Raw genomic sequence first — 19,550 nt, forward strand, 5'->3', positions numbered from 1 at the left:
ATGCTAAGAGGCACCTGCGCCGGAGCCGGAGAGTTCGACGAACTGTCGTTGGCCGCCGAAATCATTTGTAGTTTCGGGTAATCGCAAGAGGGACTTCGTTTTTGAAATTTAGACTATGGAGTACGCCAGTCAAAGCGTTGGAACACAAGAGCGTCATAGCTCTTAAAGAAATGTAACGTTACCACTTGTGGTGAGAGTATAGCATACAAATAAGCATCCAAACAAGCTTTGTATATGTAGAAAATGCCTATACTGATCCCGCAAGGATAGTATATTTTTGACTCTCTTTTTCAAGTCTTATCTATGAAGTGCAGAAGATATCCTATCTGATCACAGTTCAAGTGTATGAGTTACGAAAAACAACATAGCGGCTTTGTAACGTTTGCACATAGGTACGCGCCACCAGAGGATTTACACGCTCTATAAAAAAAGTGTGACAGTTAGAATCGCTATAACGATGAGTAAATGAGGTCTCAAAAAGATAAATCGCTGACAAAGGATGAGGGTGCACCCATTGAAGTTGTCGCCACAGTCAAAAGTCACTGATGCCGCACTTATAGATGAATTATATCGCCAATATGCTAGGAACATTTTAAGATTAGTGCGGCGGCAGATTAACTTACTAGAAGACGCAGAAGATATTATGCTTGAAGTATTTATCGCTGCACTACAAAGCGAAACATTTACAAAATTAAATAATAATGAACAGCAGGCATGGCTTTATCGTGTAGCCTACAATAAATGCTTTGACTACCATCGCACTGCCACCAGAAGGCCCGTGGTGCCCCTGGATCTAGTGATTACCAATCTCTATGCTGAAGATGAATATCAACCACACAATATAGCTATCCAACAAGAAGAATATCGCGTACTACAACAACATTTAAGCTCACTAACAGATCAGCAGAGAGAAATTCTGCTTTGCAAATTTGGACAGAATATGAGTTCTCCTGAGATTGCGAAACGCCTGAATAAAAGCGACGGTGCTGTACGTATGATTCTGGCACGAACGATCAAATTATTGCGTGAGATCTATACTCGAGATGATGAGGGGAGGAAACGTTCATGAGCCAAGATGAAGCAAGAGAGTCGTTGACTCCCGAAAACATCGATCAGTATATCGCGCAGATGGCAAATGGAGAACCGGCCGAGGCACGTCTGAACACTCATCTTCAGCAATTCTTCCAGGAGGAAGCCGAAGAAGATGCAGCACTCGAACGTGTTCATCAACGCTTACACCTGCATATGTCCATAGAAGCACAAAAAAAGAATTTACTCGCTGCGCAACGTTCGACAACTCAACGTGATCACCGTGAAAGGAATCACCCCATGAACATAGCAGTAAATGCGCCACGTGGACCCATCATCAATAGACGCGTAGTGCTGGCCGTGGCAAGTACCGCCGCCATCTTGCTGGTCGCCAGCTTTCTGTTTGCGTTACATCTACGGCAGCCTTCACTACCTACAGCGACAATAACACCGACTTACACGCAATCTAAACCAATCTATGTGAATTTTGAAAATCAACTTGTCAAACTGGATCCGCAAACAAAACATGTACTATGGCGCTATCAAATCGGTACCGATCCAAACACAGACGTGATTACCGGCAATCCTGTGGTCAGTGGCAATACAATTTACTTTGTTATGCAGAAGACCGGAAAAATATATGCGGTTGATGCGCAAACAGGAAAATTACGTTGGAATAATCTCCTGAGTACCATTATGGTAGAACAACCTTATATAGTAGATGGTGTTGTGTATGTGGGTTACAAGGTTAACAACAACGATCAAATTCTCACGGAAGTCCGAGCTTTCAATACCAATGGCACAATCAAAAAAAATTATGGCTCAATTGGCACTATTGAAGGGATTATCAACGGTGTGATGTATACATATACATGTACATTACAACCAAACACACCATCAAGTCCCAGTGAAACAAAGCCAATTAAAAATACACTCACGGCAATACGCATCAGCGATGGTCATCAACTCTGGCAACGTATCCTTAGTGAAGGAAAGCAGGTCTGGCCAGGTTTCTCTAATACGCACTCTGTTATAGCACACGTCTCTGTCCAGGGATCAATTCTCTATGTGCCAGCTGATCTAAGCACTGTTTACCAGGGGACAAGCCGTCCATACACGCCAATATCCTATATGTATGGTCTCGACATCCAGACTGGAGCACCTGTCTGGAAATCACCTGTAATCAACAGTGGTAATGTCACAGAACCAATACTCGATAAAGGGAAACTGATTTACTTTATCGATGCAACCAAAGGTGAGGTAGATGCTCTGGATCCACTCACGAACACCTTTGCCTGGAAAAAGAGCTTTCCTGGTTGGACTACTCGTGGATCATCCATCATTGTAGACAATACCATGTACATTGAACAGTTACAAAACTATGGGCAGGATGCTTCTGGACGTATCATCTCACTTGATACAAGAACGGGAAAGCAAAATAATAAAATCACCACATTTAAAATCCCCCAGTGGCAATCGTGGAGCACCGCTCACTTTGTACCAGAAGATCATGCGATCTTTCTCGCGACAAGCTCAAACATCATCGGAATTGATGTGCATTCAGGTAATAGTAAAGTCAATATCTCACTTAATACATTGTTTGGCAAAAATATGGATTTTGCTACTGCCATGCACACTATAACAATCGTGCATTAAGCAAGTTTTATTATCACCATAGTCATCAGAAATAGCATAGCTTGATAGACTGGGGGCGCTATAGCCCTCAGTCCTTTTTTATATATTGCAATCAGGGTAAACGTCTGGTGCATTGGGTACCAGCCATGCCGCGGCGAGTGGTGGCTGCGATTAGCACGTGAGGGATAGACCAGAAGGCTGGATTGGGAATATGTGCTAGAATTATGGGTGGGTGCATACGATCAAGCCAGTATCTGAGGTTAGTTGAGCCAACGATGGCCAATGGATATCTCTGGGCTGAAACAGGCTGGCAACGATGTTGATCCTGTACCAATAAGATGTGCTTAAAGTAAGGACAATTCAATGTCAGAACAAATGTATCGCCGAGAAAAAGGCAATCCGCTCCGTCAGGATATCCGTATCCTGGGAAATGCACTGGGGCAGGCTATCCAACGGCACGAAGGGCACACCGTCTTTGATACAGTTGAAAAACTGCGTGGCCACTGTATACGCCTGCGAGATTATAGCGAACGTCTGCATCAGGCAGACACAATGGAAAAAAGTCAGTTGCTCCGCGATATTCAGGCTCTGGAACAAGAGATCTTGCAGATTGTGAGCGAGAGTGATCTGGATACGGCTATTGATGTTATTCGCGCCTTTACGGTTTATTTCCACCTGGTAAATACGGCTGAACAATATCATCGTATCCGTCGCCGTCGGGCCCATGAGATTGATCCAGAGACAACTCCACAACGGGGTTCCCTGGAAGCATTGGTGGAGTTTTTTAAGCGCAATCAATTGGATGGCGCGACACTTCAACAGCTATTTGATAATTTAAGTATCGATCTGGTTTTCACTGCTCACCCCACTGAGGCGACCCGTCGTAGCTTGATCACCAAATCTCGGCGCATTACGACCCTGTTGAATCAGTTGGATAATGCGGCCTTGATGACGCAGCATGAACGCAGTCGCTGGCAACGCAATCTGGATACGGTGATTGATCTTTTGTGGCGTACAGATGCGATACGCCAGGTACGGCCAGAGCCACTCGACGAGATCAAAATGGGCATCTATTATCTGGATGAGATTATCTACGATGCGCTGCCAGATCTTTATGGAGAGTTAGAAGAACTACTGCAGAAAGACTATCCAGATCTAACCGTTCCACCATTTTTGCGGGTAGGTTCATGGATCGGTGGCGATCAAGATGGTAATCCATTTATCCATGCTGATACATTATTAACGGCCCTCTCGCAGCAACGCAACTATGTCCTGGTCCATTATCGCCGGGCACTTTTTGAACTGGCACGCGAATGTTCACAATCTATTGACCATGCCACGATCACACCAGAACTTGAGGCGTCCCTGGCCAGGGATAAAGAAGAGATGCCTGACTATGCCGCGGAACTGGGGCCTCAGACAGCACTGGAACCATATCGTGCCAAACTGTCATTCATGTGGAAACGGTTGGGAGAGACAAAAACCATCCCTCCCCTACCCCCCCAGGCAGCCTGGTTTGTAAATACTCCACAGGCTGAGGCTAAAAGCGATAAGAGCATTGCCTATCAAAGCGCCGAAGAGCTGCTCGCTGACCTGCATATGGTTGAAGCCAGCTTACTGGCCGACGGCGAGAATTCAATCGCCAGAGGTGCGCTGCATACCTTAATTCGGCAGGTTGAGGTCTTTGGCTTCTATTTCGCAGCCCTGGATGTACGCCAGCATAGTGAGCGCCATGCCTCCGCCCTTACAGAACTCCTCCAGGTCACAGGCTTACGGAAGGATGACTATAAGAGTCTCCCTGAGGCGGAGCGCGTTCAGCTCCTGGAAAATCTCCTTGAGGATCCACGTATCCTGACACGTCCCGGCTTACATCTAAGTCCTGACACCCAGCAGATCCTGACAAACTTTGATACCATTCGCCAGGTACGCGAAACATTTGGCAAACGGGCAGTCACCTGCTACATCACCAGTATGTCCCACTCGCTAAGTGATCTACTGGAAGTCCAGTTTTTCTGCAAAGAGATGGGTATTACTGATCTACCAATTGTGCCCCTGTTTGAAACGATTGAGGACCTACGCAACTGTACCGATATTCTAGAAACAGCGTTTAACCACCCACTCTATCAAAGCTACCTGGCAAACTGCCAGCGCGAACAACAGGTCATGCTGGGATACTCGGATAGTAGCAAGGATGGTGGAATTCTGACCTCTAGCTGGGAACTCTATCAAACCCAGAGCCGGTTGGCCGAGTTGAGTCAGAAACATCACATCGCCATCACGATCTTCCATGGTCGAGGTGGAGCCATCGGACGTGGGGGTGGTCCTATCTATGAGGCGATCCTGGCACAGCCTCCTGGATCGGTCAATGGCCATCTACGCATCACGGAGCAGGGCGAAATGCTCTCCTTCAAATATGGACTGCATGATATCGCGATCCGCAACATGGAACTGGTCGTAGCCGGAGCCATCCAATCTAGTATTCCAGACGAAAATATCATCGAGTCGCAGATTCATCCCAAAGCCAGACCCGACTGGATTGAGGCCATGGACCGGCTCTCAAATAGCGCCTTTGCCCGCTACCGCAAACTGATCTATAATGATCCGGATTTCCTGAGCTTCTTTGAGCAGGCAACGCCAATCAAAGAAATTGGCTGGCTCAACCTTGGCTCACGGCCAGCCCGCCGCAGCGTTGGACGCGCCATCGACGAGCTGCGGGCCATCCCATGGATCTTTTCATGGATGCAGACCCGCTATGTCTTACCTAGTTGGTATGGTGTTGGGGGCGCCATGGAGGAATATTTGCGCGAAGATCCAGGCCATCTGGCCAAGCTTCAGCAGATGTATCAACAATGGCCATTCCTCAAAACCTTTATCGACAATCTGCAAATGACACTCTCAAAAGCAGATATGAGTATCGCCCATGATTATGCCGCCTTCCTGGTAGAAGATCAGGCATTAAGGGAACGTATCTCAACCGAGATACAGGCCGAGTACGACCGCACAGTGAGCGCGGTTGTCGCCATTGTCGGTAGCAAAAAGCTACTCGACAACTCCCCCACCTTACAAGAATCAATCAAGCGGCGCAATCCCTATGTCGACCCACTCAGCTACTTCCAGATCGTCCTACTCAAACGCCTACGTAGCCTGGGTGGACCGCTCACACTGGATGCTGAAGCATTCAAACAAGCCACGCCAGAAGAGCAAGAACGCGCCCGCCTCACCTACAGCGTCCTACTCACCATCAACGGCATAGCCGCCGGCGTACGCAATACCGGCTAAACCAATCAAACCTCTTTTAAAAGTTAACTTCTTTTAAAAGAGTGGCGTCAAAAAATGAGCTTTGCTCATTTTTTGACGCCACTCTTTTAAAAACCCCTGGAGCGCCAGAGGCGCCCGAGTGCAGCTAACTATACACACACCAACAAAAGTAAGAAACAAACCTAACGCTTAAATTCACGTATCAGCTTTGGAATAAGAATCGCATGTGACGCTAGAGCCACGGTCCACAAAGCTACGGTGATTGCATTACCATATTTGTGATTAAAAGTGTTTTTATTGGTATTTGTATTCAAATCTATTACTTATCCTCTTAGGTTAACTAAATCAGATCGCATGGTGTTATCAATACACTAAGTCTACATAAATTGTACACTACAACAGGTTAACTAAACAAGCTGAAGCATTAGAGAGGGTATCATTCATTTTTTTGCAAGAGCAACCATGAGCGTAAGAACCAGGGTCCAATCCATTTCACGTCAAGGTCCCTAAGCATGTCCATGATGGAACACATGTCGTTGCAAAAAATGAATGGCACCCCATTAGAGAGCTAGAAAAATAAAGAGCGGGCAATGATACCATTTCATCATTGCCCGCTCCTTATTGAGGTGCCCTCGCTTATTTTTTGGCTTTTGGAGTAGCGGTGGCGGTTGGCGTAGGTGTTACGCCATTGGCCCCAAGATTGATGCTGGTATCATCAAAGCTTTTAAGATTGATGACGTTGCCGCTACCACTCGTATAGGTGATGGTTACGGTGTCTCCAGTCTGCACCAATGGAAGTTTGGGCGAGAGTGAGAGGTTGGCCGTAAAGATGTAGGGTTGGCCTGCAACCTGCAGGTAATAAATGGTACTAGTTCCCTGCTGGACCGATGAGATACGTTGTACTTTACCGGTCGCGGTTTGGGGCTGGTTGTTGACAGTACCTCCAGGGTTGCCATTGCTGGCCTGCGAGGTCAACCATTGCTGGTAATCACGCAGTCCCGAATTAAGGTCGGGATCAAACTGGACGTTATTGCCGTTGAGTTCGCGGGCATCGACCAGACCAACTGCCTGGAAGATATCACCACTACTGGTTGTCTGCGCATAGATGGCGACCCAGGTCGGTGTATTATAGATTTGATAGAGCTGAACCGAGGCCACACCATAGCCACGGATATTGGCACGCGTCGATTGAAAGGTTTTGGCGACATTATCTCCAATACCCAAACCGGAGGATTTGCTATATAAGGTGGCCTCATTCTTATGGGTATCGAACAAAAAGACTCCGGTACTTGAATTGTCGTTCGCGGATGCCGAAGTCATGGCAATTAACCAGACGGGCTGGTCAACATTGTTATACAGCAATTCCGGAGTTCCTGAAGGTGCCTGTTGTCCCAGACCTGAAGGATTAAACCAGGGCGCGGCATGGTAGAGTCCCCACCAGTCAAGGTATTGCGAGACGGTCTCTGCTGGCATTACGCGATCAACCCAGGCAGGTACATTCTGCGGATTATATTCTTTGATATCGCCCGTATGGGCATCCACCAGCAAAACTTTGGCCAATGTATCACCGGTATAGCCACGTGAGGGCTGCATCAATGAAATGGTCCAATAAGGATGCAAACTATCGTCAAGTTCAAGGGTTGGATCAACGAGCCGGCCATAGGTATAGCCACTCAGATAAACGTGGCGCAACAGATCCTGATTGAAGATGGCTCCTGGCAGGTAACGGATGTTGGATTTTTCCTCGGTGTGCAATTGGGGCGGCTGCTGCGGATCTTCAGCATCGACCATCACAAAACCAGGCGTGACCGGATTGGAAAGGTTAACAAAGAAATTGTTATAACTCAGTTCCGCCACATAATAAAGATGATGGTTGATCGACTGCAGATTATAACTTTCTGGATCAAATTGGTAGGCCGAGCCCAGATTCTGGCCGGTTGAGCCTAATATCTGCTGACCCTTATAGGTTGCAATACTCTGACTGACCAGCACGATATGTTTGGCGTCGGTCTGTGGCAGATCAGAGGTACTCTGATTAACAACATGGGGGATGGCCGCCAAAGCCTTGGCATTGCCATCAAACCAGGTGGTAAAAATGTTAATCAACAAGGTCGCGGCAATACCAAGTACCGCAACCACCACCAGACCAAAGATACCAGCGGCGATCGAACGACGCGATACGCCTGCAGCATTAGCCGGAGGTGTGTAGGTCTGGCCCTGGCTTATGTTCACGCCCATCTCTAAGGCACCACGTGCCCCACCAGCAATGGCGAAAAGATTGAGCACACTGCTAATCAAAAGCGGCCATAGCACCCACTGCCAGCCCCAGAAAGGTCCAGTTAAGGCGGGCCGTGAGAAGTAGAGGATGAGCAGACAAAACACATAGTTAAAGATGAAGTAACCTAGAAACCATCGTCCAAACGAGCGGGCTTTAAAGGGCTCTTTACGCCCAAATCCCAATCGCCCAATGGTCAAACACGCCATAACAATCAAGGTAGCGATCAACGCCAACAAGAAGATGACCATATAAGTTTGCACCCCTCATTATCAATGAAAAAAGAGGACACTATTGCTAAAGCTAATAACATTTTGCTATTTAATTTATAACATAATGCTATTTGCAAAGTCAAGGTTTTCTGGTCTGTTCCAGGGCTTCTTAATGTTCCTTTTTGGCGCCTGCGGCGCCGGGTTGGGGGTATGGAGTGTGTGTGGTGCGCGGCCGCGGCCGCGCACCACACACACTCCATACCTGAAATAATGTCTGCTAGTGATCTCCCCGCGATCTCCAGGCGAACATTAAAAATCCCTGGGTCTATTCTGCCAGATAGTGCGCGTATGTCCTGTTTGATACAATATACTAAAAGATGAGAAAAACATAGGCCTGTAAGAGTTCTACATACGGTGGAGATAGATAGTGTGCACGTCTCACACTCGTTTTTGGCTTTTGTGCGTTGACTTTTCAGAAAACGAATGGTAATCTTTTTGCAAGACAAATAAATATACAGACCCGCGTTGAGCGAAAATAGTATGGTGGCAACTACCGACAGCGATCCGAAGAAGAGTGAGAGTTCGGAATGGGAATGTGCACCCAGAACGCATTCGTGAGCGGCTGACCGAAGAAAGCTTGCTGGCAGAACTTGTTATGTTAGCAATGCAAGTAGGACAGGTGGGTGGTTCCCACGTACGCTATTAACCAGAAAAAAAGTGGTCACTGTCAGTTTTGTCACGATGGCGTGCAGACGGCTGAGTTGCGGATAGTGACAATTGGGGTGGCACCACGGGCATAGCTCCACGCGAAGCTTGATAGCTTCCAACGTGACTGTACTCGTCCCTTCAACCTTAATGGAGGGGGCGAGGATTTTTTTACCTCTTTGCACCTTCCATTGTATTCCAACTTTTTCTTTGCTCTTAGCTCACACTACCAGTTCATGTGAACTGGCTAGCCAGGCTGTAGGAGCAAAATAGTCCGGAAGAAGAGGTGCAGTAACATGCAGATGCAACTTACAAAGGTTCCCTCAGCGGTTCGCAAACTTATCATTCCTTCAACGGTTGAGATTGGTGAGCAGATTATCCCTGAAGAAGGGGCCGTCCTTATAGCTGAGGCGTTATCAGATGCGGGCAAAAACAATCTACTTGAGTTCACCAGTGGCCGCATCGGTTTCCTGACCGAAGGAGACATTCTCCCCGTCGTTCTCGGTAAGCGCCGCGCTTTGCGCGAGTATAGTGGCGATATCCCCAAACAGGTCGCCGTCGGTGATGTGCTGTATTATCTTTGCGAGAGCGGAGTGGTCGGCGAGATTCGCGGTATAAATGAGCAGTGGGGTGCCCCGATACAGGTCAGGATCCTGGGCAGCCTGCTCGAAAATGGCAAACCTGTCAATATTAAACAGAGCGCCCTTCCCAACTACACTACACTGGAACAAAGTGCCCCGATTATTGGCGTGGTCGGCACGTGTATGAATATCGGAAAAACTACCGCAATCTGCAAGATCATCAAACACTTTAAAGCTCAGGGGCTGAAGGTCGCTGGTGTCAAACTCTCTGGTGTCGCCTCCACCCAGGATCTTGATAAAATCCAGGATGCGGGTGCTTCTCCTGTCCTTGGCTTTATGGACGCGGGACTCCCCTCGACCTGTGGCAATCCACAAGCGGTGATTGAGGCCGCGATCAGCGTTCTCCATGCAGCCAATACGTTTAATCCCGATCTGATTATCGCGGAATTTGGCGATGGCATTCTGGGTGAATATAATGTTGGGCATATCCTCAAATCTCCTCACATCCAGCAGCATATTAGCTCTTTTATCGTTGGCGCAGGCGATCTCGTCGGAGCATGGGGTGCGCAGGAAATCATGCACCAGTATGGTGTTCCGGTCACGGTAATCACTGGTCCTGCGGTCAATAATGATACTGGCGTACAATATGTGGAAAACCACTTCCATGTGCCCGCAGAGAGCAACCAGCATGCAATGCCTAAGACCTTGCATCTCATTGAGAAGAACCTCTCCACCGTCAAAGAGAAGCAAGCACAATTTGCAGCGGTAAAATCTTAGGTCGAGTAGTATGCAGGAGAAATTTTTATGCTTTTACCACAAACCCATAACCATGCACAGCCAAATTTCCTGAATACAGCCGACCTCAAACAAGAGGAAATTAGCGCATTGATCGATCTGGCCCTGGATATAAAGCAGGGCAAAGTCAAGAAGAGTCTGGCCGGCAAAACGCTGGCCACCCTCTTCTTCAATCCCTCGGTTCGTACCCGTGTCTCGTTTGCTACCGCCATGTTTAAACTGGGTGGTCAGGCCATTGAGATCAGTAGCAACAATGTCTGGTCCTTTGAATATCAGGATGATGTGGTGATGGATGGCTCGACCATCGAACACGTGAAAGAGGTCGCGCCAGTACTCTCACGCTATTGCGATGGCCTGGCTATTCGCTGTAGCGAACTGGTCACGAAATCGGCCCAGAGTGCCAGTTCAGGAAGTTGGGAAGAATCCAAACAGGATATCGTGCTGAATAGCTTTGCCAAATATGCAACGGTCCCGGTTATCAATATGGAATCGAATGTCTATCATCCCTGCCAGGGACTAGGTGACGCGCTCACGATGAAAGAGCACTTTGGCGAGACGCGCGGCAAGAAATACGTGCATACCTGGGCCTATCATCCGAAAGCCCTGCCAATGGCCACCACCAATTCTCAGATGCTGGCCGCTTGCGATCTGGGTATGGACGTCGTCATCGCCCATCCACAAGGCTGGGAGTTAGATCCTGAGATCCTTGCGGTCGCCCAAAAACGTGCTATACAAAGTGGTGGATCATTTGCGATCTCCAATGATCAGGATGAAGCTATCGAGGGCGCGGATATCGTTTGTGCCAAAAGCTGGGGCGCGCTTCCCTATTATGGCAACTGGGAGGCGGAAAAAGAGGCTCGCAGCAACTTGCAGCATTGGATTGTCAACGAAGAGAAAATGGCCCGTACCAGAGACGGCAAATTTATGCACTGCCTACCAGTACGTAGAAACGTCGAGGTCACGCAAGGCGTGCTGGATAGTACCAGTTCGATCGTCATCGACGAGGCCGAAAACAGAATGTGGGCCCAGATGGCCCTGCTGGCCACACTTTTAGCTTAGTAACAGGCAAGGCTTCAACCGCTGGTCGGGAACGCACTTTGATGGTTGCGCACGGCGATTTCGGTTGACCTGTCATTATGTTCTGCTTATACATTCCTGCTCCTGGCAGGGATAAAGTAGAAAGGATGATCCATGCAAACGCAAGTAAAATCTACCTTGGAGCTTGTTACTCCTCCTACTCACTATGGCAAACTTATCCTGGAGGATGGGACGCAATTTGAGGGCCTGTCTTTCGGCTATGAAGGCAGCACCTCCGGGGAGATTGTCTTTAGTACCGGCATGGTGGGCTATCCAGAGTCACTCACTGATGCCTCATACACAGGGCAGATCCTGGTGTTGACCTATCCATTGGCCGGAAATTATGGCGTGCCCGCCAGCAATCAATGGGAGGCTGAACATATCCAGGTCAAAGGGTTGATTGTCTCAAATTACATTGCCACGCCTTCACACATGCAAAGTATCATGTCGCTTGGCGATTGGCTGCTTCAGGAGAAGATTCCTGCGCTGGAGATCAAAGATACACGCCTGCTCACACAGCATATTCGCGACCATGGCGCGATGCTCGGTAAGATCGTCTTTGGACAAGACATCCCCTTCTATGATCCCAATCAAGAGAATTTGATAGACCAGGTCTCAACCCAACAGGTAACGACATATGGACAGGGTCCTAAAACCCTGGCCTTGATCGATTGTGGAGCCAAGAAAAATATTGTACGTTGCCTGCTTAAACGCGATATTGAGATTGTGGTTGTGCCCTGGGATTATCAGTTGTTCGCTAGCGACACGCCTTTCCATTTTGATGGCATATTAATCTCCAATGGACCGGGTAACCCTAAAATGGCCACCGATACAATCCAGACTATTCGTACCGCTCTGGAGCATAAGGTGCCGACGCTGGGCATCTGTATGGGCAATCACCTGCTCACCCTGGCAGCTGGCGGCAACACCACCAAAATGAAGTTTGGTCATCGCAGCCAGAATCAACCCTGTATCATGAAGGACAGTCAACGCTGCTATATCACTACCCAGAATCATGGCTTTGTGGTCAGCGACATTCCAGACGGCTTTGAGCCCTGGTTTATCAATGCTAACGATGGTAGCAATGAAGGCATCATTCATAGCTCGCAACCCTTCATGTCGGTGCAATTTCACCCCGAAGCGGCCCCAGGACCGGTGGACACTGAGTGGGTCTTTGATTACTTCCTGGAGAAGATTTGATGGAACAACTACATAAAGTATTATTACTGGGATCCGGGGCGCTCAAGATCGGCCAGGCGGGCGAGTTTGACTATTCAGGCTCACAGGCATTAAAAGCACTGAAAGAAGAAGGCATCCAGACCGTCCTGATTAATCCCAATATTGCTACGATTCAAACCTCTAAACTACTGGCAGATCGGGTCTACTTTCTGCCGGTAACACCCGAATTTGTTGAGAAGATCATCCAGCGTGAGCAGCCCGATGGCATCTTATTGTCCTTTGGCGGTCAGACCGCCCTCAACTGTGCCATCGCCCTCTATGAGTCGGGAGTGCTGGCCAGACATAATGTACGTGTGCTGGGCACACCGGTTTCAGCCATTGTCCTGACTGAGGATCGCCAGAAGTTCGCCGAACACTTACATAGTATCCAGATCCCTACACCACAGAGTCAGAGCGCCACCAGTCTGGCCGAGGCACTGGAACTGGGAGACAAGATTGGCTTCCCGGTGATGGTGCGAGCGGGCTTTGCGCTTGGTGGACAGGGATCAGGGATTGCCAGTACGCGGAAAGAACTTGAAACTATTGTTGAACATGCACTTTCGTTTGCCCCGCAAGTTCTGGTTGAACAATACCTTCACCACTATAAAGAAATAGAATATGAAGTTGTCCGCGACCGCCATGACAACTGTATCACTGTCTGTAACATGGAAAATATGGATCCGCTGGGTATCCACACCGGAGAATCCATCGTGATCGCGCCCAGCCAGACCCTGACCAATGAAGAGTATCATCTACTACGTGGGGCCTCAATTCAGATCGTCAGGAGTCTGGGAATTGTCGGTGAATGTAATGTACAGTTCGCACTTGATCCTGTCAGCGGCCAGTATTATGTGATCGAGGTAAACGCTCGCCTCTCGCGTAGCTCTGCGCTCGCCAGCAAGGTCACTGGTTATCCTCTCGCCTATATCGCCGCCAAACTGGCACTTGGTTATGGGCTGACCGAGTTGTCCAACAAAGTTACGGGCGTCACCAAAGCTTGTTTTGAGCCCAGCCTTGATTATCTGGTCGTTAAGATACCACGCTGGGATATCGCCAAATTCAAGGGGGCCGAGGAAACCATTGGCACCGGCATGAAATCGGTGGGAGAAGTGATGGGCATTGGGCGCACCTTTGAAGAGGCCTATCAAAAAGCGCTACGTATGCTGGAGCAAAACTTTGAGGGCGCACTGCCACCAACAGGCTTCTTCTCATCCCAGGAAGAGCTACAGCACTATCTGTCTACGCCTACCCCTAAACGGCCATTAGCGATCGCCCAGGCGCTCCAACAGGGTATGGATATAACAACTATTCACACGCTCACAGGGATTAATCCCTGGTTCCTGGCTCGCATCCAGAATATTGTGGAGTTGGAACAAACAATCACAGCACAAACACAGCTAAACGCTGAACACCTCTGGCAACTCAAGCGGATCGGCACATCGGATCAGCGCATTGCTGAACTGCTTGGTAGCAACGAGCTGCATGTGCGTGCGCAACGCAAAAAACTGGGTGTCACACCATCAGTTCTCCAGATTGATACACTGGGAGCAGAATTTCCATCTGAAACAAATTATCTCTATCTCACCTATAATGCGCAACACCATGATGTCTCGCCAGGCGCAGATAGTAGCGTCATCGTGCTTGGCTCAGGCCCTTATCGCATCGGATCGTCAGTAGAATTCGACTGGACCAGTGTGAGCACGGTCGAGGCCCTCAAAAAATATGCTAAGCAGGCCATTATTATCAATAGCAATCCCGAAACCGTCTCAACCGATTATGATGTCTCTGATCGCCTATACTTTGAGGAATTGACCTTTGAACGTATCGCCGATATCTATGATTTTGAGCAACCCGGCGGCGTAATCGTCTCGGTAGGAGGACAGACACCAAACAATCGGGCACAGGCGCTGGCAGCTTATGGCTGTACCTTGCTGGGTACCCGCGCCGAAAATATTGATCGCGCAGAGAACCGCAACACATTCTCATACTTACTGGACACACTCGATGTCCAACAGCCAGAATGGAACACATTCACCACCCTGGACGAAGTCTACGCCTTTGCAGAGCGTGTCAGCTATCCCGTCCTGATCCGTCCCTCGTATGTCCTTTCAGGCAGCGCCATAAAGGTCTGTGATACGCCCGATGAACTGGAAGGCTATATTCAGGAGGCTGCGGCCCTCTCACCGGATCATCCAGTGACCGTCTCAAAATTCTTTGAATATGCCCGTGAGATCGAGTTTGATGCCGTGGCCCAACATGGTATCGTCAAGGCCGCCATCATCTCAGAACATATCGAGAATGCCGGGGTGCATTCAGGTGATGCCACCATCGTCCTGCCGCCTCAAAGCCTATCCGCAGCTATGCAACAAAAAATCGATGCGATCGGCCGCAAGATCGTCCAGGCCCTCGCCGTCACAGGTCCTGTCAATATCCAATTCCTGCTCAAAGATGGACAGCCCTATGTCATCGAGACCAACCTGCGCGCCTCGCGTACATTTCCATTTATCTCAAAGGTTACCGATGTTAACCTGATGGAACTGTTTATCGATGCCGTCTTCTCACCAGAGGTACTGGCCGAGGTCGAGATACCCGCACCATCTTTTGTCGCCCTCAAGGCTCCACAGTTCTCCTTCTCACGGCTTGCTGGAGCGGATCCAGTTCTGGGAGTTGAAATGGCATCCACAGGAGAGGTCGCCTGCTTTGGGCAGGACCTGGAGGAAGCCTACCTCAAAGCCATGCTGGCCTCTGGCGGTACGGTACCACATAAAGGTATCTTCCTCTGTCTGCATGGAGATGAAAAACTGGCCGCGCTGCAGGAAAGTCTATCCGATCTCAAAGCACTACAGCTACCACTGTACGCCACCCAGGAAACCTGGAGCTACTTGCAGCAACACCAGATCGAAGCAACCCTGCTCTCCGAAGAGAATGGTGAAGTAGAAGCAGCCTTCCGTCAGCAGCATTTCGATCTTGCCGTCATCATCGTCGCCGGCCGTATCCAGCGCGACTTCGACCAAAACTATATCCTGCGCCGCCTGGCCATCGATAGCAACATCCATTTGATCACCAAAATCAAACAGCTACGCCTCTTTCTGCATGCCCTGGCCAGCAAAGACATGAATACCCTACCCATCAAAGCCTGGGACGAGTATCAGTCGATTCAAACAGCTACAGTGCATGTCACAACCAATTGTGATTGTATCAGCACACTAGTTTAACTAGTGTGCAAGTTTTCACATACCCACTCTTTTGAGGAGGAAGATGGCGAGGCGGTCGCGACCGCCTCGCCATCTTCCTCCTCAAAACAAGCGAGAGCCGTAGGCGCGAGGTGTGAGAGATAAAACTTGCACATGGCGTTAGTTAGCAAATAACTAGACGAACATTTTCTCGATCGAGGAGACCAGGATGCCCTGGGCACCAAGCGTTTTTAGTTCTTCGATGACATCCCAGAACATATCTTCATGGATCGCGGTATGTACGGCCATCCATTCAACGTCGGCAGTCGGCAGGACGGTCGGCGATTTGAGGCCAGGCATGATGGTTGAGATATATTCAAGCGCACTGGTCGGGACGTTCATCATGACATATTTGTATTCGGAGGCGGTAATCACACCACGGAAGCGTGTCAGCAGACGCTCGATGATGGCAGATTTGTGACTGTTAGCCAGCGAATCACGATTGCCAATCACGATAGATTGCGAATCCAGTACATCATCAATAGCAACCAGATCATTGAGGCGCAGGCTACTGCCAGTACTTACCAGATCAACAATCCCTGAAGCTACCCCTAAAGCGGGCGTAATCTCAACGCTACCGCTGATCGTAATCACGTTGACATCCACATTGCGTTCCGCAAAGAAACGCGTGGTGGTAACTGGATAGGAGGTCGCGACTTTACAACCGGACAACTGCTCAATGCGCTCAATCCCGCTATCCGCTGGTACGGCGACCTTTAAGCTACAGTGTCCATAATTAAGTGGCATGATCTCTTCAACTGGCTTCTCAGACTCAACTACCAGATTACGCCCCACAATACCCAGATCTACCACACCTTCAGCAACATATTCGGCAATATCATCATCGCGTACATACAAAATATCCATGGGAAAATTACGGCAGATGCTAAAGAGGCGCTGCTTATAGGACTCAAAGTGCAGGCCTACGGTACGTAACAGGTTATGTGTATCTTCGGTCAGCCGCCCATCTTTCTGTATTGCCAGTTTAATGTGATTATCGCTCAATTTTGTAGCCATGCCATCCATCTCCTCTAGGCAAAATGCCCATAAAAAAACCTTCCTTCCTCGCCATTCGAGGAACGAAGGTTAAATCCGCGGTCCCATCCTCATTTCTGTCATAGTGACAGACTCTCAGTCTCATAATCTGTTCATCCTTTGCAGGAGAGTAATAGATTAGAAGGTGCTCATGATAACGGATGAGTCGATCCGGTGTGTTTGTGCTCTGAGCACTCTCGCACAAGGCTCTCTCGGTGTGTTCGGTCAACTGATATCCCTGGACTTGCACCATACTCCAGGTCGCTGTAGATACCACCGCTGCCTACTCTTCCTCGATCTCTCGCCTTTTCAATTTTCTGCTGTCTATGGATTCTACTGTATCTTATTCATAGCTGTGCTATCTATGTCGCTATCACAGCTACGAATTTAATCGCTTATCTTGCTTTGTCTTTAGTATATAAACCGACCGAAACATTGTCAAGGGAAAAACACAAGCTTAAAATCTTTTAACGTATGTATAAAATGCACTTAATCAAATATTCCCCAGCAACACTGCTTATGAGTTGCGCCAAGAACTGCTGGTTGAGAATAAGCTACTCAGCTATCGAGGCCACGGTCTCGTCATCAGTTGGTGGCGGGGTCATAGGATCGGTAACGTGCTCGACCACCACCTGGTTATTTTCGTCGGCTGTAGCTGTGGGCGGTGTTCCATCCCCGGCCATTGCTGCCTGTTCCCGTGGTCGATAGACAAAACGATCGGAGACCAGATATTTGTAGGCAAATGAGAAAACGAGTCCGATCGGATTAGCGATAAACTCATTGACATGGAAGACATAATGAAAAAGTAAGGCAAATGAAAACGAAATAACCAGTGCGGAGACGCTGGTAAGTTCTGCCTTCAGGAGTCGCTGTAGCCATATCGAAGTGCGATTGGGTCTATGCTCGGGATATGTGATTAGTTGATTTAAGAAAAAGTTGATACCGTTACTGACAGCGAAAGCAAAAATATAAGCAACTGGATAGAAATTAAGTAATTTCAGAAAGCCAGCCAGTGCCAGATCATTAAGAACGATTCCAATACCGCCAATAGCTGCGAAGCGTATAAATTTTTTACGCATCAGATTAATGATGAAAGAATAAATAGGAGTGCTCCTTTTTTTTAGCATGCACTACAAACATAGCGTATATATTTATGCATTGTAGCATGTCGGATAGGTGAAACGGTCCAAACCTGGACTTCTTTACTATTGTATTCTGTGGGACATCAACTCGATCTGCTACTATCTGATGTTCAGCACTCCCGCCTGCGGCGGGAGTGAGGGGGAGTGGGCGGGGGACACCCCGCGCCCCGGCAGAAGGGCCTCGCCGTCCCTCCTGCACCTCCCGCTTTCCTCAGCTTGTTCCGCTAAATATCCTGTACTCCTGCCTGCGATGGGAGTAAGAAGGGGAGTGGGCGGGGACACCCCGCGCCCCGGCAGAAGGGCCTCGCCGGCCCTCCTGCACCTCCTGGCTTTTCCCGACTTATTCGTTAAGCATCATGCGGCAGGTGGGCCTCGCCGGCCCTCCTGCACCTCCCAGCTTTCCTTAGCTTGTTTCGCTAAACATCGTGCAGCAGGTGGGCCTCACTGGCCTTCTCAAACAATCAATTTATACTAACTTTATTTGTGAAAAACTATATGGGAGATTGCTCGCTGTTTGTATAAACGATGGAAGCGGTATGGTAGTTACCATTTGTTCCAGTGCAGAACATTATCAAGTGACTCGCGTGGGGCCGGCTTGAAGTCTGTTCCGATGGTGTAGGCAACCGGTATCAGGGCGACCTGGGTGACCTGCTCATAGGGGATGCCAATGATTTCGGCGACCTCTTTTTCATAGTCAAGATGGAGAGTGGTCCAGGCAGTTCCCAGACCGCGTTCACGGGCAGCCAGCATGAAGCTCCAGGTGGCAGGAATAATAGATCCCCAGGGGCTGGCCTGGTTGCTAGCTGGTTCACCATCGGGTCGGCCATAGAAACAAGGAATAAAAAGAACAGGAGCATCCTGCATATGTTCAGCCAGATAGTCTACAGAGGTCATAACGCGTTTCTGAACCTGGCTGCGCCCAGGCTGATCCGCAAAGAGTTTGCCAGCCGCAGTTGGACCATCCCGATATTCGTAATAACCACGGCGGTAGTAATCAGCGATAGCTTTACGCTTCTCAGGATCGGTAACAAACACAAATTGCCATTGCTGACGATTGCTACCAGATGGAGCCTGGAGCGCAATCTCCAGACACTCCCGAATCACTTCAGGCTCAACTGGACGCGAAAAATCCAGACGCTTACGCACAGTACGCGTTGTCGTCAAAACTTCATCAGCGCTTAAATGTAGAGCGGTCACAATATTTCTCCTCAATTATATACACTTGCTTACGCAAGCGAACAAACATTTATCCATAAATACATAAGTTGGACTACAGAAAAACTTATTCCTCGATACACAAATATACTAGCCATCCGTAAAGATTACTAGTATATTTGTGCAGCTCGTTATATCAA

The 19,550-nt window shown here is 48.7% G+C and carries 11 protein-coding genes; 7 read left to right on the forward strand and 4 right to left on the reverse strand.

The genetic code is table 11. From position 1 onward, the window contains the following. Nucleotides 1–514: 514 nt before the first annotated feature. The 3 genes from EL633_RS05285 (at nucleotide 515) to ppc (ending at nucleotide 5,943) form a co-directional block, all read left to right on the forward strand. Nucleotides 515–1,069 (forward strand): RNA polymerase sigma factor, encoded by a 555-nt coding sequence (locus EL633_RS05285; RefSeq protein ID WP_161981965.1) that lies wholly within the window; start codon nucleotides 515–517, stop codon nucleotides 1,067–1,069. Continuing rightward, nucleotides 1,066–2,685, forward strand: coding sequence for an outer membrane protein assembly factor BamB family protein (locus EL633_RS05290; RefSeq protein WP_126626182.1), 1,620 nt, complete (start codon nucleotides 1,066–1,068; stop codon nucleotides 2,683–2,685). Before EL633_RS05285 ends, EL633_RS05290 begins: the two co-directional genes overlap by 4 nt. Nucleotides 2,686–3,027: 342 nt before the next feature. Further along, a complete protein-coding gene (gene ppc, locus EL633_RS05295; RefSeq protein ID WP_126626183.1) occupies nucleotides 3,028–5,943 on the forward strand; it encodes a phosphoenolpyruvate carboxylase in 2,916 nt (971 codons plus the stop codon). 615 nt (nucleotides 5,944–6,558) lie between these two features. Here ppc and EL633_RS05300 read toward each other — a convergent pair. Beyond that, nucleotides 6,559–8,448 carry a hypothetical protein gene (locus tag EL633_RS05300; protein WP_126626184.1) on the reverse strand — a complete coding sequence of 630 codons (1,890 nt, stop codon included), beginning with the start codon at nucleotides 8,446–8,448 and terminating at the stop codon, nucleotides 6,559–6,561. Between the two features lie 962 nt (nucleotides 8,449–9,410). Here EL633_RS05300 and EL633_RS05305 point away from each other — a divergent pair. The 4 genes from EL633_RS05305 to carB all read left to right on the forward strand — a co-directional run bounded on the left by EL633_RS05305 (nucleotide 9,411) and on the right by carB (nucleotide 16,000). Beyond that, a complete protein-coding gene (locus EL633_RS05305; protein ID WP_126626185.1) occupies nucleotides 9,411–10,472 on the forward strand; it encodes a P-loop NTPase family protein in 1,062 nt (353 codons plus the stop codon). Nucleotides 10,473–10,499: 27 nt separating this feature from the next. Next, on the forward strand, nucleotides 10,500–11,549 hold the full coding sequence (locus tag EL633_RS05310; protein ID WP_126626186.1) for an N-acetylornithine carbamoyltransferase: 1,050 nt from the start codon (nucleotides 10,500–10,502) through the stop codon (nucleotides 11,547–11,549). 132 nt (nucleotides 11,550–11,681) lie between these two features. Next, nucleotides 11,682–12,767 carry a glutamine-hydrolyzing carbamoyl-phosphate synthase small subunit gene (carA, locus tag EL633_RS05315; protein ID WP_126626187.1) on the forward strand — a complete coding sequence of 362 codons (1,086 nt, stop codon included), beginning with the start codon at nucleotides 11,682–11,684 and terminating at the stop codon, nucleotides 12,765–12,767. Continuing rightward, nucleotides 12,767–16,000, forward strand: coding sequence for a carbamoyl-phosphate synthase (glutamine-hydrolyzing) large subunit (gene carB / locus EL633_RS05320; RefSeq protein ID WP_126626188.1), 3,234 nt, complete (start codon nucleotides 12,767–12,769; stop codon nucleotides 15,998–16,000). Before carA ends, carB begins: the two co-directional genes overlap by 1 nt. A gap of 153 nt (nucleotides 16,001–16,153) precedes the next feature. Here the strand turns inward: carB and hisG are convergent, their stop codons facing one another. The 3 genes from hisG to EL633_RS05335 all read right to left on the reverse strand — a co-directional run bounded on the left by hisG (nucleotide 16,154) and on the right by EL633_RS05335 (nucleotide 19,392). Continuing rightward, the gene (gene hisG / locus EL633_RS05325; protein ID WP_126626189.1) at nucleotides 16,154–17,035 is read right to left on the reverse strand and encodes an ATP phosphoribosyltransferase; all 882 of its coding nucleotides are present in this window, start codon (nucleotides 17,033–17,035) and stop codon (nucleotides 16,154–16,156) included. Nucleotides 17,036–17,607: 572 nt separating this feature from the next. Then, nucleotides 17,608–18,132, reverse strand: a complete 525-nt coding sequence (locus EL633_RS05330; protein WP_161981967.1) for a GtrA family protein — start codon at nucleotides 18,130–18,132, stop codon at nucleotides 17,608–17,610. 606 nt (nucleotides 18,133–18,738) lie between these two features. Beyond that, nucleotides 18,739–19,392 carry a nitroreductase family protein gene (locus EL633_RS05335; protein WP_126626191.1) on the reverse strand — a complete coding sequence of 218 codons (654 nt, stop codon included), beginning with the start codon at nucleotides 19,390–19,392 and terminating at the stop codon, nucleotides 18,739–18,741. Nucleotides 19,393–19,550: the final 158 nt, after the last annotated feature.

It is taken from the genome of Dictyobacter alpinus (assembly GCF_003967575.1).
GTDB lineage: Bacteria > Chloroflexota > Ktedonobacteria > Ktedonobacterales > Ktedonobacteraceae > Dictyobacter > Dictyobacter alpinus.

What these genes read in the sequence shown, in the direction of transcription:
- EL633_RS05290 (WP_126626182.1), top strand. Translation starts at nt 1,066, where the DNA reads ATGAGCCAAGATGAAGCAAGAGAGTCGTTGACTCCCGAAAACATCGAT.
- ppc (WP_126626183.1), top strand. Translation starts at nt 3,028, where the DNA reads ATGTCAGAACAAATGTATCGCCGAGAAAAAGGCAATCCGCTCCGTCAG.
- EL633_RS05300 (WP_126626184.1), bottom strand. Translation starts at nt 8,448, where the DNA reads ATGGTCATCTTCTTGTTGGCGTTGATCGCTACCTTGATTGTTATGGCG.
- EL633_RS05305 (WP_126626185.1), top strand. Translation starts at nt 9,411, where the DNA reads ATGCAGATGCAACTTACAAAGGTTCCCTCAGCGGTTCGCAAACTTATC.
- EL633_RS05310 (WP_126626186.1), top strand. Translation starts at nt 10,500, where the DNA reads ATGCTTTTACCACAAACCCATAACCATGCACAGCCAAATTTCCTGAAT.
- carA (WP_126626187.1), top strand. Translation starts at nt 11,682, where the DNA reads ATGCAAACGCAAGTAAAATCTACCTTGGAGCTTGTTACTCCTCCTACT.
- carB (WP_126626188.1), top strand. Translation starts at nt 12,767, where the DNA reads ATGGAACAACTACATAAAGTATTATTACTGGGATCCGGGGCGCTCAAG.
- hisG (WP_126626189.1), bottom strand. Translation starts at nt 17,035, where the DNA reads ATGGCTACAAAATTGAGCGATAATCACATTAAACTGGCAATACAGAAA.
- EL633_RS05330 (WP_161981967.1), bottom strand. Translation starts at nt 18,132, where the DNA reads ATGCGTAAAAAATTTATACGCTTCGCAGCTATTGGCGGTATTGGAATC.